We start from the raw sequence: 15,105 nt of genomic DNA, 5'->3' as shown, positions 1-15,105 counted from the left end.
TTTACCAAATTACTTTATCACATAAAAAAATCAGCCTCAAATATCTTTAACAATATTCTCAGCTGATAATATATTATATTTTTTCTATTCATCTACTGTCAACGTATTTTGACAAATGCGATGTAATAATTTAAATAATGTATATCTTTCTTCCGCCGTTAAGCCCTTCAATGCTTTCACACGATGTTTTGTTACTCGTTTTTCTAAAAAATCATAAAGCTCTATTGCATGTTCAGTAAGAAATATATATTTTTCTCTTTTCCCTTGAATGCGCTGACGCTTAACAAGATTTTTTTCTTCCATCTTTTTTATTGTTTTAGATATAGCTGCTGGTTCTACATTCAAACAATTGGCCAATTCTAACTGTGATATATTATCATGCTCTTTGACCATTTTCAAAATAGACCACTCAGAACTATATACATCTGCTGTATAAATCTCACTATTAAGCGTTTTTGAAAAAGCTCTCATCGTTTGATAAAGTTGATGAATTAATAAATCATCTAATTTATCATCTATTTGAAGATATTTTTCACTATCCACTTCTTTTATCCTATCCATATCATACTAATTCCTTTCTGCTAACTATATTCTTCGTTATAGCAGAAAATCTCTTATATGACAACTCATATTTTTATTTAAGCGAGTTCTTCCTGTTGATTTTGCTTTTTTACTTTCTTTTGTAAAACAAAATGATTAAACATGAAGAATGCTATAAATATTATCATAACACCGATTACATAATAATACATATTAATATAACCAATTGAACCAGCTACACTGCCTAATAAAATAATACCACTGCTTGTACCAATATCTAACATATTATAAAAAGTAGCACTAGCACCACTACGGCGGTCTGAAGTAACTACATTAAGCATCCATGTCATAAGAGAAGGCAATAATAAACCACCTCCAAAACCATAAAATACAGAAGCTACTAATAATACAGTTAAAGATTATGCTGAAACTAATATTCCTAATCCAATCAAATATAAAATACCGCCTGGTAAAATTACCTAGAAGCCACCTTTACTATCAAAAATACGTCCGCCAAAAGGTCTAGAGATAAATACAAATATAGTACCAACTATAAAGAATAAACCTGCATTTTCAATACCTACTTCACTAGCCATCATTACAATAAAAGTATTTACACTGCCATATGCTGCACCAAATAAAATTGTCAATATTGAAGGTATTCCTGTACCATATTCACACAACTTATGACGGGTAGACATATGCTTTTTCTCAGCTAGTAAAGGAGCTTCTTTCGCATTACATAATTTTGCACTAACAGCAGCCAAAAAGGTAACTATCATTGAAGTAAAAAATAACATATTTGCACTAAAATCAGTCAATAACATAACACCTAAAGCAGGAGCTACAGCCATAGCCACTGTACTGCCAAGACCAAAATAACCAATGCCTTCTCCACGTCTTTGAACTGGAATTACATCAGCAACCAAAGCAGCTGCAAAAGTCGTACTAAGACCAAAACCTATACCATGTAAAATACGTGCTACTATCAAAGAATAAATTGATGTAAACATATCATAGCTTAAAGTAGCCAAAAAAGAACAAAGCAAACCTAAATATAAACATTTCTTCTTACCAAATTTACGCACACCTGCATCTGTGAATAAACGAATAAAAACCAAAAATTCCTGTTATAATTCCAATTTCTGCACCACTAGCTCCAATTGATGCAGCATATAATGGTAAAGTAGGTAATAAAAAATGAAAACCTGCAAATAATAATCCATTAGCACCAACTAAAGTTATAAAATTTCTTGTCAATAATTTTATATTTGACATTTTACCCTTCCTTTCAATAATCCTCATTAATTAACTAGTTAACTAATAAGCTATATTTATAGTTAACTAGTTAATTATAAGACAATATTTAATATAAACTTTATGATTTAACATGTCAATATATCTTAAAATGTTTATTTTATAAAATATTTCCTAATCTTCTAAATACAATAAAAACAGTATTTTAAAATTATAAAATACTGTTTAAAGTTCATTACTCTATTTGTTCTGCACAATATTGGCTATAACTAACAAACCACATTTCTACTGCTAAGAAAAAACCTAACATAGACTTATATTCAAAATCTACAGTAGCTGGCAAATCTATAGGCGTAACATATATATTTTCTGTGCTAAGTGTTGCTAATGTATTACTTTTTAATTGTGTCAAAGAAATAATTGGTATTCTTTGTAAATGAAGTTTTTTAGCAAGTTCTACAACATTTTTAGACTCTCCACTTAAAGAAATAATAATAAATAAATCATCTTTTCTTACATTTCTTATAACAGTTTTAAACTCATCTGGACCTTTTATCTCATAAACTAAAACATTACAATTTACGAATAAACGCAAAATTTCACTAGCAACATTTTTCTGTACATGACCTGAAGCATAGACAAATATTCTTTTAGCATTATGTAATAATTTATTTAATCTTGTGAAATCTTGTTTTGCTATCTCTTCCCCTACATGTTTACATAAATTTACTGTTGCTTGAGCAATATCCATTGATGGCTTTTCTCTTGCTTGACTTATTTCCATTTTTAACATCATTTTCAAATCACTAAAACCATCAAGACCTAATTTCTTAGCAAAACGAAGCACTGTTGTTCGTGAAACATTACAATTATCAGCTATATCATAAATAGAAATGTAACAACATTCTTTTTTATGTGCATAAATATAACGCCATACTATTAAATCTGTAGGATTTAACTTATCTAATTTGTTATTAACTAATTCTTCTAGTGTCATAATTACTTCCTCTTTTATTCCTATTCTAACATCATCCTTATAATATAGTATTTCAATCGCCTCTTATATGTCAAATAAAAAAATAGCTATTAGCATTCTAACTAATAGCTATTTTTACATATTTATAAATTTTTATTTACTACTTTTATTTGTTTGGCTTATATGACATCCACTGCAATGACAACTACCAGAACAACTACTTCCACTACCACATGAATCACATTTTCCTGAAGAAAAATTATGATATATGCGTTTCATACCAAAAACAAAAGCTATAAATATTATCAAAGCTATAATCCAAGTAGCGATATCACCTGTCGTCATTTAAAAGCCTCCTTTTATTTTTATACTAAATATCAAAATTTATCAAAAACCTAATAATGTGCCTACTTGATAAACTAATAAAGATACAACCCATGCTACAACAAAATTACCAATAGCAGATAAGAACATCCATTTCCAACCACCAGCTTCTTTCTTTATTGTACCAAGTGCTGTCATACATGGTGTATATAACTGGCTAAACACCATAAATGCTAACGCAGACATTGTCGTAAATGCCATCTGTAATCCAGTATTAGCTACCATACCTACAGCTTCAACAGTTTCAGTATCAGGGCTTAAATCAGGTAAACCATATAAAATACCCATTGTAGAAATAACAGCTTCTTTCGCCATAATACCAGTAATAACAGCAGAGCCAGCTTCCCATGTATCAAAACCATGGAATACAAACAATGTGGACATAATACCACCAAGACTAGCTAATAAAGATTCAGACATATCTTCTACTTGACCTGCAAAATTATAACTGCTTAAGAACCATAAAATTACAGACATAGCAAAAATTATTGTACCTGCTTTTATGAGATAACCTTTACCTTTATCCCATGTTTCTAACAATACTGTTTTCATATCTGGTATACGATATGGTGGTAATTCTAAAACAAAGCTTGTATTATCTTTTTCAAATACAGTTCTGCTCAATATACTAGAAGCTAAAATTGCACCAATTATACCGATAAGATACATAGCAAATACACCATCGCCTGCATTTTCACCAAAGAAAATAGCTCCAAATAATGCCATTACTGGAAGTTTAGCACCACAAGTTAAAAACGGTGTTACTAAAATAGTTATCATACGGTCTTTTTCTGAATCTAACGCTCTAGCTCCCATAATACCTGGAACAGCACAACCGAAACCACAAATAATAGGCATCAATGCTTTACCACTAAGACCAGCGCGGCGCATAATTGGGTCCATGACGAAAGCCACACGAGCCATATATCCTGTACCATCTAAGAAACTCAAACAGAAAAATAACGTGAAAATAAGTGGCACAAAAGTAAGCACTCCACCTACACCAGCTATAATACCATCACATACTAAAGAATGTAACCAATCAGCTACACCTAATCCAGTCAACGCTTCATCTGCCCAACCATAAAAATCTTCATTTATAAGTACATCTAATTCATCAGCAATCGGTTGACCAATCCATGTAAAAGTAATCTGGAATACAAGATATAACATTAATACTAAAATAGGTAATGCCATAAAGCCATTAGCTAATATCTTATCAATCTTTTCAGTGAGATTATTACCTACATTTTCTTTAACGACAACTTGCTCTACAATTTTATCAATAAAAGCATAACGTGCTTCTATAATTGCTTCTTCTAATTTTTCTTTATCGCTAATAGTAGCTTTTAACTTTTCAATATTAGCAATATGTTCTTCCACCTGTTGAGAATTTTTATAACTATCCATCACTGTAGAAGTGAAGATATCTAATAATTTATTAGTGGATTTTTTACTGCGACCTACAGTTTCTACTACAGGCATTCCTAATAATTTTTCTAACTTAGCTGTAGAAATTTTAATTCCTTTTTTATTCGCTTCGTCCATCATATTAAGGTCAACTAATACAGGAATACGACGCTCTAACAATTGTAAACATAAAAATAAATTACGTTCAATATTAGAAGAATCAATGACATCTACAATGATATCAGGTTTTTCTCCACTTAAATAATTTTCTACAATAATTTCTTCTGGAGAACGTCCATTTATGCTATATGTACCAGGTAAATCCATTACAGATATAGCTCTATCTTTATGTTTTGTATAACCTACTTTTTTATCTACTGTAACTCCTGGCCAGTTACCAATTTTTTGTCTAATACCAGTTAATTCATTGAATATTGTTGATTTCCCAGTATTGGGATTTCCTGTCAACGCTACGGATAATGTTGCCACTATTATCTCCCTCCCATTAATTATTAAGCAATTTGAGTAACTGCAATTTTTGCTGCATCAGATAAACGAATAGACATATTAAAAGAACGAATAGATATCGCAATCGGGTCTCCAAGTGGCGCTGAACGCAATACCTTTACTTTTGTACCTTTTACCATTCCCATACTCATAAGACGCTCTTTCAATTCTGAAGCCTCTATAGACTCAACTTTTACTACCATTCCTGGTTTTGCTTCCTTTAAAGTCATAATATTCCTCCTTCTATTTTAAAATCTCTTTTTATATTTGTTTTTTGATTTTGATAATAATTATTATTTCTGTTAACAACTGCATTATATAGCAAATGATAATCCATGTCAATAAAAATGATAAACATTATCTGTATAATTATATTTATTCTCAATAAAATAAAAAGCAAGAGTACCATCTACCCTTGCTTTTATAGTTAATATATCATCTTATTATATTTTTAATTACACCGCCGCCGCCAACGATTTCATCTTCGTAAAATACTACAGATTGCCCTGGTGTAATCGCTCTTTGTGGTTCACTAAATAAAATTTTAGCCAAATTGCCATTGTCTAATGGTTCCACAGTACATTCACATTCTTTAGCACCATAACGAATTTTAGCAGTAGTAACAAATTTTTCAGTGAAATCATCTCTTGTGATAAAGTTTAAATCTTTAGCTACTAATCCTTTAGCAAAAACATCTTTATTTTCACCAACAATTACACGATTGCGTTTCACATCTAAACCTACTACATATAATGGATGAGCAGCAGCTATACCTAATCCTTTTCTTTGTCCCACAGTATATAATGGTACGCCTTCATGTCGACCCAACTTATTACCATTGACATCAACAATATCACCAGGTTTTAAAATATGTGGTGCTTTTACTTTTAAATAAGCTTTATAATCATCATTTGGAATAAAACAAATCTCCTGACTTTCAGGCTTATTAGCTACTGGTAAATTCATTTTTCCAGCTAATTCACGAGTTTTTTCCTTGCTATAATTTCCAAGTGGCAACATAAAATGCTTTAATACATCTTGTGTCAAAGTATATAAAACATATGATTGGTCTTTTCTTACATCTAAACCTTTTTTTAATAAATATCTGCCTGTTTTTTCATCTTGTTCAATACGTGCATAATGACCAGTAGCTACACAATCTGCACCTAATTCCAAACAATCTTTCAATAAACTACCAAATTTTACAGTATTATTACATCTCACACAAGGATTAGGTGTTCTACCCTTTGCATATTCACTGATAAAATATTTTATTACATCATCTTTAAATTTCTTATGATAATTAACTACATAATGTGGAATATTCAACGCATCTGCTACTTTTTTAGCATCACTGACAGCAGTTGAACCACCTGCTTCTCTACTTTCATCACTTAAAGTCATAGTTACACCAATGACATCATAACCTTGTTCTATCAATAAAGCAGCTGTAAGCGAACTATCTACGCCACCGCTCATAGCTACTGCTACCTTTTTTTTCATCTTCTTTTCCCCTCTAAAAATCTATCTACAAATAATAAATATATATTTCCTAGTAAATAACTAAGATATATTCATATACTAACAAACTAATGCTTCTTTGTCAAAATTAAGAATTTATTTTTTCACAAAACTGCATATATTTACCAATTTTTTCTTCATATCCATTTGATGTTGGCATATAATATTTAGCATTTTTTATTTTATCAGGCAAATATTGTTGTTTCACTATATGATATGGATAATCATGAGCATATTTATAATCTACACCATGACCAAGCTTTTTAGCACCTTTATAATGACAATCTCTTAAATGTATTGGCACTTGTCCACAATCTTGGCTTTTTACTTGTTCTATAGCTTTATCAATCGCCAAATAACTGGCATTACTTTTAGGCGCAGATGCTATATATGTTACTGCTTGTGCAAGTGGTATACGAGCTTCAGGCATACCCAAAAATTGGACAGCTTGCACTGTAGCCATAGCCAAAACCAATGCTTGTGGGTCTGCATTTCCCACATCTTCAGATGCACAAATAGCAATTCTTCGAGCAATAAAATTAATATCTTCACCTGCTACTAACATTCTTGCTAAATAGTGCAACGCCGCATCAGGGTCGCTTCCCCTCATACTCTTGATAAATGCCGATACTATATCATAGTGATTATCGCCATTTTTATCATATGTCTGAATTTTTTCACTGATAATACTTTCAATAATTTCTTTATTTATATTATGATTTTGCTCTAATGCCACATCGCCAGCTTGCTCTAATATATTTAAAGCCACTCTAGCATCACCACCAGCATATTGAGCTATTATCGATAATACTTCATCATCATATTTAAATTCATATTTACCCAAACCGCGAACTTTATCTTCTAAAGCTACTTTTAAGATATCAATTAAATTTTGTTCATCTAATAATTCTAATTTTACTACACGAACTCTAGATAATAACGCATGATTTACTTCAAAATACGGATTTTCTGTAGTAGCACCAATCAAGATAATTCTACCATCTTCAACATAAGGCAATAATACATCTTGTTGAGCCTTATTAAAACGATGTATTTCATCTAAAAATATAATTGTACGTTTACGATAATATCTTCTATTTTCATCAGCTTTTTCAATGATTTTACGCACATCAGAGATACCAGCAGACACCGCGTTTAATCGAGAAAATTCACTTTTTGTCATACCTGCAATCATTTTCGCAAGCGTTGTCTTTCCTGTACCTGGAGGTCCATATAAAATCATCGAAGGTATTTTATCTTCTTGTACCATTCTCCGTAAAAATGATTTTTTGCCCAGTATTTTTTCCTGTCCTATATATTCATCAAAATTACGTGGTCGCATTCTTTCAGCTAATGGACGATAGTCTTCATCCATCTCTATAGTATTTTCGCTTATACTTTCATTATTTTCACTAGCCATTGCTGAAAATAAGTCTAAATCTTGCATATTATTCTCCTGTTGAACCAAAACCGCCACTTCTTATAGTATCAACTTTTTTTTCATCATCTATAATTAAAAATTTATAAAAAATGGCTTGAGCTATTCTCATACCTTTAGTAATTTCTACATCTTCATTACCAAAGTTTATCAGACCAATCATTATATGACCTTCATTATCTTCATTGTTATAATAATCTGCATCAATAACACCTTGAGAATTTACTAAATTCAAATGTTTTTTAAAAGCTAAACTAGAACGAATATGTATACCTAAATATTCATCATCTTGCATATAAGCTTTTAATCCTGTTGCAATTACTGCCATTTGCCCAGCTTTTATAATTTTATCTTCAGCAGCTTCAATATCATAACCTGCTGATTTACTTGTTTTTCGAGTTGGTAAATTTATATGTTTATCTTTAAAATCACTCACTATTTCAAAACCACGATTACGCAAAAAAACAACTCCTTAAAATTATATTTAATATTTTTCATAGCTCAATATTTTATTATATAACAAAAAATGCACTGTGCAATCACACAGTGCATAATAAATTCATTTGGAGGCGGCACCCAGATTTGAACTGGGGAATAAAGGTTTTGCAGACCTCTGCCTTACCACTTGGCTATGCCGCCGTCTGGAGCGGAAAACGAGGCTCGAACTCGCGACCCTCACCTTGGCAAGGTGATGCTCTACCACTGAGCTACTTCCGCATTTGACGCTTTTTGTCTGCCGCTGTATCAGCGACATGTATTATTATATGCATAACAGAGTATTTTGTCAACAACTTTTTTGAAAAAAATTTAAAAAATTTTTCAATGCCTCCAAAAGCCCAATAAATAAGCTATTTTCCCATTATATAGAAATGAAAAAATAGCTTATTATTCAAAATTTCTTAAAGAACTTCAGAAAAATATATTACTGTTACAGTATCATCTAAAGTAATTCGACGCTGATAAATATTTTCAAAATCTAAACGTAATTCTTCTAATGAATCAATTTCTGGATTTTGGTGACCTAAATCTCTTGAAGTTAATTCAGCGAATTTTTTTACGCGAACTTTATCAATGATTGCTGTATACAATCTTTTTTTCACTTCATATTTTTTACCAGTAGTAATCCACACTATAGAACTTTCTGGATATTGATTGCGAACGTCTCCTAAGCGAACAGTACAATTTTTTTTACGTGACATAATCAATTCTTCATGTTTTTTTGCCTGAAAGTTTAATGCCATCATTATAATCAGCCTCCAATTTATAAAATATAATTTAATTCTTAAAATATTTAAAGATATATATTATATATTTTACTAAAATTTGTAAAAATCCTTTTTTCTTCTAAAATTTATTATCTAACTTTATTGCGAATATGACTTTGTTAGGCTATTATATATTTTAACAATCAAGATTTTTATTAATCTATTTATTATATTTATATCACCAATCAAAATCTTAAAGAAAAGAGGGGAGCTATTGTTATTTTATAACAATTTTTATTATGCGTTCTCAAATCTTAAATTTATTAAAACAAAATGGCGACAAATTTTTATCTGGTGAATACTTAGCTGATACGCTAAAAGTATCTCGAACTGCTATCTGGAAACATATAAAAGCATTACGTGATAATGGCTATAATATTGAAAGTGTTCCTAGAAGTGGTTATCGTTTGATTGACTCTCCAGACTTATTATCAAGTGAAGAAATAAAATCTTCTCTTACTACTAAAATATTAGGTTCTGAAATTTTATATTTTGAAACTGTAGACTCTACAAATACCCAAGCTAAAAAAGTAGCACTTCAAGGTGTTAAAGATGGTACTATCATCATCAGTGAAGAACAAGGTGGTGGTAGAGGCAGATTATCTCGCTCTTTCTTCTCTCCTAAATATAAAGGGATTTGGTTTTCTGTCATTTTAAAACCAAAATTTTTACCTCAAGAAGCACCAAAATGCACATTGATGGCTGCTACTGCTATCACCAAAGCTATTGAAGATGTTACTGGTGTAAAAGTTGGTATTAAATGGCCTAATGATGTTTTATATGAAGGAAAAAAATTAGTAGGTATTTTGACAGAAATGAATGCTGAAATGGATTGCATAAATTACATCATTATTGGTATGGGAATTAATGTCAATATTGATAAGAAAGAAATGCCTGAAGAAATTCAAAATATCGCTACTTCTTTGAGTCAAATTACAGGTAAAAAAATTTCTCGTTTAAAACTTTTAAATAAAATCTTGTATTACTTAGAACATTTGTATATAATCTGTCAAGAGGAAGGTTTTGCACCTATTCTTGATGAATGGCGTAAATATTCCATTACTTTAAATCAACATATCCGTGTAATCGGCACAAATGAAGTCTTAGAAGGAATTGCCGTGGATATTGATGATGATGGTGCTCTTCTTGTAAATATTGATGGACAAATAACACGTGTGTTAGCAGGCGATGTTTCTATTCGACCAGTACAAAACCGCTAAACTCACAGATGGAGGATAAAATGCTTTTAGTTTTTGACATTGGTAACAGTAATATCGTTATGGGGGCTTATGATGGTAAAAAACTTTATCGTCATTGGCGAATTTCCACCGACCGACAAAAAACTGGCGATGAGTATGGTATGCTCATAAACGAACTGTTCCGTTTTCAAGGTATGGATATGAACGATATTGATGATATTATTATCTCATCTGTTGTTCCACCTCTTGTTATTCCTATTAGTAAAATGTGTGAACGTTATTTCAAAATAAAACCATTACTTGTAGGTCCTGGTATAAAAACTGGCATTCGCTTAGTTTATGAAAATCCACGCCTTTTAGGTGCTGACCGTATTGTAAATGTTGTTGGTGCTTTTGAACAATATGGTGGCCCTTTGATTGTAATTGATATCGGTACTGCTACTACTTTTGATGTAGTAAATGATAAAGGTGATTTTTTAGGTGGTGTAATAGCTCCTGGTATTGGTATGTCAGCAGATGCTTTATTCCAAAAGGCTGCTAATTTGCCTCGTATAGAACTTGTTACTCCTAAAAATGTAATTTGCCATAATACTATTACAAATATGCAATCTGGTATTATCTATGGTGCTGTAGGGCAAATAGATGGTATTGTAAATCGTATAAAAAAAGAATATGGTAAAGATATGACTGTAATCGCAACTGGTGGACTTGCTCGCATGATTGCGGAAGAGTCTAGCACTATTGATAAAACAGATCATTTCTTAACTTTGACTGGTCTTCGCGTTCTCTATGAACGTAATGCTGCTTCAAGAAAGGGGTACTTAGAAAGGTTAAAAAATAAGCCTTTAAATAATTTATGAAAATAGGAAACTTAGAAATAACTACTCCCGTATTTTTAGCACCTATGGCTGGTGTAACTGATACTGCTTATTGTATTTTAGCTCAACGTATGGGCTGTGGTCTCGTTTATTCTGAAATGGTCAGCGACCAAGGTATTAATTTTCACAATGAACGAACTTTGGAAATGTTAAAGACTGTTCCTGAACAAAGACCTTTAGCTATTCAATTATTCAGCGGCAATCCTGAACGTATGTATAAAGCAGCTAGTTTTGTGGCTTCTTTGAATTGTTGTGATATGATTGATATAAATATGGGGTGCCCTGCACCAAAGATTGTACGCAATAATGAGGGTTCAGCTTTAATGAAAGATCCTGTTTTGGCATATGAAATAATGTGTGCTACTCGTGAAGCTGTAAAAGATATGCCTGTTACTGTAAAAATGCGTAAGGGCTGGGATAGTGAACACTGTAATGTCGTTGAAATGGCTGGTCTTGCTCAAAAGGCTGGGCTTGATGCTATTGCTGTTCATGGCAGAACTAGGGAAGAGTTTTATCGTGGTCATGCTGATTGGGATATTATTCGCGAAGTTAAACAGGCTGTTGATATTCCTGTCATCGGTAATGGTGATGTTAGAACTTGCCAGGATTTAAAAAATATTTTTGAACGTACTGGTTGTGATGCTGTCATGATTGGTCGTGGAGCTCAGGGTAATCCTTGGATTTTCCGCCGTTTTAAAGAATTTTTATTTACTGGTGTCGATCCTGGTGAACCTAGCATTGATGAAAGAAAACAGGTTATTTTAGAACATTTGGATATGCTTTTGAAATGGAAGGGCGATTATATTGGTCCTCGTGAGATGAGAAAGCATGCTACGTGGTATACTCATGGCTTGTATGGCAGTGCTAGTTTGAGACAGAAGTTTAATTCGGCTGTTTGTAGGGAAGATTTCGTTAAAATTTTAAATGATATGTGATTATATGATTTTATTTTATTAAATTAGAGCGATGTTTTTACATCGCTTTTTATTTATTTTTTCGTCTAGACTTTTGCTAAGCTTGCTATTTTTAAACCCCGTCTATCTTATGCTGTCTTCTGTCTTTTCTAATTGATGATTTGATTTTGTAAAATCTTTGTAAAATCTTTCTTTGTTAATTGACTTTATTTTTTACAAACTATACAATTATAGTATATTTTGAAAATCTCATATTAGGCATAACCTTTTATAGGCTATGTCTTTTTTATTGTCAATTTATTTTTTATTTTAGAAGGGATTTTGTTTACTTTTATGAGAAATTATGTTGTAACTTTTGCTAAGTCGTTAGTTGTTGGTTCTACCATGCTAGTTCCTGGTGTTAGTGGCGGTTCTATGTCTATGATACTTGGGATTTATACTAAATTAATTTCTTCTGTAAGTTCATTCATGAAAAATAAATTTAGAAATTCTCTTTTTTTAACTATATTTTTAGCAGGTTCTTTAATAGGTATTGTTTCTTTTTCTAAACCTATTTTGCATTTAATTGAAACTTATCCTATGCCTATGCTTTATTTCTTTATGGGTGCTGTAGCAGGCAGTGTGCCTTTGATGTTCCGCGAGGCTAAATTAACTAAATTTTCCTGGACAGTCCCTATATATGTCGCTATTGGCTTTTTAATTGTTCTCTTTTTTGAAATGTCTCCTATCAGTAATCTAACTACAAATAATGCTACTAATTGGTACACTTATTTATTATTAGTTGTTGCTGGTTTTATAGCTGCTATTGCACTTGTTCTACCAGGAATAAGCGTTTCTTATATGCTTTTATTGATGGGATTATATGATGAAACTATGCGTGCGGCTTCTGAATTTTATTTACCATTTTTAATTCCATTAGGATTTGGTCTAGTTGTGGGTATTTTACTAACTACTAAATTATTAGAAAATCTTATGCAAAACTATCCTCAACCTACTTTTTTAATTATCCTTGGATTCATTTTAGGTTCTATCTTGGAGCTTTATCCAGGTATTCCGCAAAATGAAGAAATTTTTATCTGTGCTTTAACTTTGATCTTAGGATTTGGTATTATTAAATATATTTCTTCTAAAGATGTTTAAACAAAAAACTAGCAGGTATTTATTTTACTTGCTAGTTTTTTCTTTTTATCTAAAAATATATTCAGTTTTTAAACATATTTACAATAAATAATTTTCTTCATGTATATAAATACTTTCTATTTTGTCTATAATGTTTTATAATATGATTTATATTTTACTAAGGAGGCTATTTTTTTTATGAAAGACGCTACTAAATGTTTACATTCTGGATACAGCCCTAAAAATACTGAACCTCGTGTCATGCCAATTGTGCAAAGCACTACATATGTTTATGACTCTACTGATGATGTTGCTGCTGTTTTTGATGAACCTACTAAATCTTTAATTTATTCTCGTTTTGCTAATCCTACAGTTATGGCTGTTGAAAATAAAATTGCTGACCTTGAAGGTGGTGTTGGTGCTATGTGCACTACTTCTGGTCAAGCTGCTAACTTACTTGCTATTTTAAATATCTGTAATGCTGGCGATAGTTTTATCTCCACTACTCAAATCTATGGTGGTACTGTAAATCTTTTCGCTTTCACTTTAAAAAAATTAGGTATTGAATGTATCTTTGTTGGTCATGATGCTACTGATGAAGAAATTCATGCTGCTTTTAAACCTAATACTAAAGCTGTTTTTGGTGAAACTCTAGCTAATCCTGCATTAACTGTTTTTGATATCGAACGTTATGCAAATATCGCTCATACTCATGGTGTTCCTTTGATTGTGGATAACACTTTTGCAACTCCTATCTTATGCAAACCTTTTGAATTTGGTGCTGATATTGTTACTCATTCCACTAGTAAATATATGGATGGTCATGCACTTCAAATCGGCGGTGTAATCGTTGATAGTGGTAATTTCAACTGGGACAATGGTAATTTCCCTGAATTAGTAGAACCAGATCCATCTTATCATGGTCTTTCCTATACAAAAACTTATGGTAAACAAGCTTATATTTTAAAAGCTAGAATGCAGTTAATGCGTGATTTCGGTTGCTATCCATCTGCACATTCTGCATTCTTATTAAACTTAGGTTTAGAAACTTTACCTGTACGTATGAAACAATACTGCGAAAATGCTCTTACTGTTGCTAAATATTTAGAAAGCAATGATAAAGTAGAAAGCGTTATGTATCCTGCTCTTGAAAGCAATGAATCTTATCCTCTTGCCAAAAAATATTTAAAAGGTTGCAGTGGTGTTATCACTTTCGTAATCAAAGGTGGTAAAGAAAACGCTGTTAAATTTATGGACTCCTTAAAATTAGCTTCTAATGAAGTTCATGTTGCCGATATTCGCACTTGTGTTCTTCACCCAGCAAGTGAAACACATCGTCAATTGACAGATGAACAACTTGAAGCTGCTGGTATCAATAGCGGTATGGTTCGTTTCTCTGTAGGACTTGAAGATATCAATGATATTTTAGATGACTTAAAACAAGCTTTTGCTAATGTAAAATAATTATTTAAAGGCATTTGTGTAAACAAGTGCCTTTTTATTTTTCCAGCCATTTTCTAGTTTAAAACCTGAAATCCTTATAAATAAAGGATTTATAAAAAATCACCCAAAATCCTCAATCGCTGGTAAAAACTCATATAAATATTGATATTTCAACCTTTATAAACTATAATTATTTATAAAAGTGTTAATTTTACTGGCATTTAACTTTAACAAGTGTTGTATTTGAATATGGT

At 31.4% G+C, this 15,105-nt stretch carries 17 protein-coding genes and 2 tRNA genes; 5 read left to right on the top strand and 14 right to left on the bottom strand.

The features are described from left to right. Window positions 1-84 precede the first annotated feature (84 nt). The 14 genes from BMX03_RS05035 to BMX03_RS04975 form a co-directional block, all read right to left on the bottom strand. A complete protein-coding gene (locus BMX03_RS05035) occupies window positions 85-561 on the bottom strand; it encodes a MarR family winged helix-turn-helix transcriptional regulator (RefSeq protein ID WP_091694186.1) in 477 nt (158 codons plus the stop codon). A gap of 77 nt (window positions 562-638) precedes the next feature. Further along, window positions 639-902 carry a hypothetical protein gene (locus BMX03_RS11355; protein WP_022228466.1) on the bottom strand — a complete coding sequence of 88 codons (264 nt, stop codon included), beginning with the start codon at window positions 900-902 and terminating at the stop codon, window positions 639-641. Window positions 903-1,019: 117 nt separating this feature from the next. Then, a complete protein-coding gene (locus tag BMX03_RS11350; protein WP_255361415.1) occupies window positions 1,020-1,661 on the bottom strand; it encodes an MFS transporter in 642 nt (213 codons plus the stop codon). Continuing rightward, complete coding sequence (locus BMX03_RS11345; protein ID WP_255361414.1) at window positions 1,621-1,818, bottom strand: hypothetical protein; 198 nt, start codon at window positions 1,816-1,818, stop codon at window positions 1,621-1,623. The genes BMX03_RS11350 and BMX03_RS11345 overlap by 41 nt, the downstream gene beginning before the upstream one ends. A gap of 214 nt (window positions 1,819-2,032) precedes the next feature. Next, window positions 2,033-2,794: a MurR/RpiR family transcriptional regulator gene (locus tag BMX03_RS05025; RefSeq protein WP_022228463.1), complete on the bottom strand. Its 762-nt coding sequence runs from the start codon at window positions 2,792-2,794 to the stop codon at window positions 2,033-2,035. A gap of 132 nt (window positions 2,795-2,926) precedes the next feature. Further along, on the bottom strand, window positions 2,927-3,118 hold the full coding sequence (locus BMX03_RS05020; RefSeq protein ID WP_015563285.1) for a hypothetical protein: 192 nt from the start codon (window positions 3,116-3,118) through the stop codon (window positions 2,927-2,929). Between the two features lie 42 nt (window positions 3,119-3,160). Continuing rightward, window positions 3,161-5,056, bottom strand: coding sequence for a ferrous iron transport protein B (feoB, locus tag BMX03_RS05015; RefSeq protein WP_091694183.1), 1,896 nt, complete (start codon window positions 5,054-5,056; stop codon window positions 3,161-3,163). Between the two features lie 23 nt (window positions 5,057-5,079). Then, a complete protein-coding gene (locus BMX03_RS05010; RefSeq protein WP_008537397.1) occupies window positions 5,080-5,304 on the bottom strand; it encodes a FeoA family protein in 225 nt (74 codons plus the stop codon). A gap of 205 nt (window positions 5,305-5,509) precedes the next feature. Continuing rightward, window positions 5,510-6,577, bottom strand: coding sequence for a tRNA 2-thiouridine(34) synthase MnmA (gene mnmA, locus BMX03_RS05000; RefSeq protein WP_091694180.1), 1,068 nt, complete (start codon window positions 6,575-6,577; stop codon window positions 5,510-5,512). Between the two features lie 106 nt (window positions 6,578-6,683). Next, window positions 6,684-8,042 carry a replication-associated recombination protein A gene (locus BMX03_RS04995; RefSeq protein ID WP_091694177.1) on the bottom strand — a complete coding sequence of 453 codons (1,359 nt, stop codon included), beginning with the start codon at window positions 8,040-8,042 and terminating at the stop codon, window positions 6,684-6,686. Between the two features lies 1 nt (window position 8,043). Next, the gene (dut, locus tag BMX03_RS04990; RefSeq protein WP_091694175.1) at window positions 8,044-8,493 is read right to left on the bottom strand and encodes a dUTP diphosphatase; all 450 of its coding nucleotides are present in this window, start codon (window positions 8,491-8,493) and stop codon (window positions 8,044-8,046) included. 104 nt (window positions 8,494-8,597) lie between these two features. Continuing rightward, window positions 8,598-8,672 (bottom strand) — tRNA-Cys (locus tag BMX03_RS04985). A 3-nt stretch (window positions 8,673-8,675) separates the two neighbouring features. Further along, window positions 8,676-8,750: transfer RNA gene (locus tag BMX03_RS04980), tRNA-Gly, on the bottom strand. Window positions 8,751-8,932: 182 nt separating this feature from the next. Then, window positions 8,933-9,277: an ASCH domain-containing protein gene (locus BMX03_RS04975; RefSeq protein ID WP_022228458.1), complete on the bottom strand. Its 345-nt coding sequence runs from the start codon at window positions 9,275-9,277 to the stop codon at window positions 8,933-8,935. A gap of 260 nt (window positions 9,278-9,537) precedes the next feature. Between BMX03_RS04975 and BMX03_RS04970 the strand changes: the two genes are divergently transcribed. The 5 genes from BMX03_RS04970 to BMX03_RS04950 all read left to right on the top strand — a co-directional run bounded on the left by BMX03_RS04970 (window position 9,538) and on the right by BMX03_RS04950 (window position 14,872). Further along, on the top strand, window positions 9,538-10,518 hold the full coding sequence (locus tag BMX03_RS04970) for a biotin--[acetyl-CoA-carboxylase] ligase (RefSeq protein ID WP_091694170.1): 981 nt from the start codon (window positions 9,538-9,540) through the stop codon (window positions 10,516-10,518). Between the two features lie 20 nt (window positions 10,519-10,538). After that, a complete protein-coding gene (locus BMX03_RS04965) occupies window positions 10,539-11,357 on the top strand; it encodes a type III pantothenate kinase (RefSeq protein WP_022228457.1) in 819 nt (272 codons plus the stop codon). Beyond that, window positions 11,354-12,310 carry a tRNA dihydrouridine synthase DusB gene (gene dusB / locus BMX03_RS04960; protein WP_015563278.1) on the top strand — a complete coding sequence of 319 codons (957 nt, stop codon included), beginning with the start codon at window positions 11,354-11,356 and terminating at the stop codon, window positions 12,308-12,310. The genes BMX03_RS04965 and dusB overlap by 4 nt, the downstream gene beginning before the upstream one ends. A gap of 312 nt (window positions 12,311-12,622) precedes the next feature. After that, window positions 12,623-13,429, top strand: coding sequence for a DUF368 domain-containing protein (locus tag BMX03_RS04955; protein ID WP_022228456.1), 807 nt, complete (start codon window positions 12,623-12,625; stop codon window positions 13,427-13,429). A gap of 177 nt (window positions 13,430-13,606) precedes the next feature. Continuing rightward, a complete protein-coding gene (locus BMX03_RS04950; protein WP_075555359.1) occupies window positions 13,607-14,872 on the top strand; it encodes an O-acetylhomoserine aminocarboxypropyltransferase/cysteine synthase family protein in 1,266 nt (421 codons plus the stop codon). Window positions 14,873-15,105: the final 233 nt, after the last annotated feature.

It is taken from the genome of Megamonas sp. Calf98-2 (assembly GCF_900110235.1).
GTDB classification, from domain to species: domain Bacteria; phylum Bacillota; class Negativicutes; order Selenomonadales; family Selenomonadaceae; genus Megamonas; species Megamonas funiformis.
Note: the sequence above shows the minus strand (reverse complement) of the source record. Positions and strands in the feature narration are given on the sequence as shown.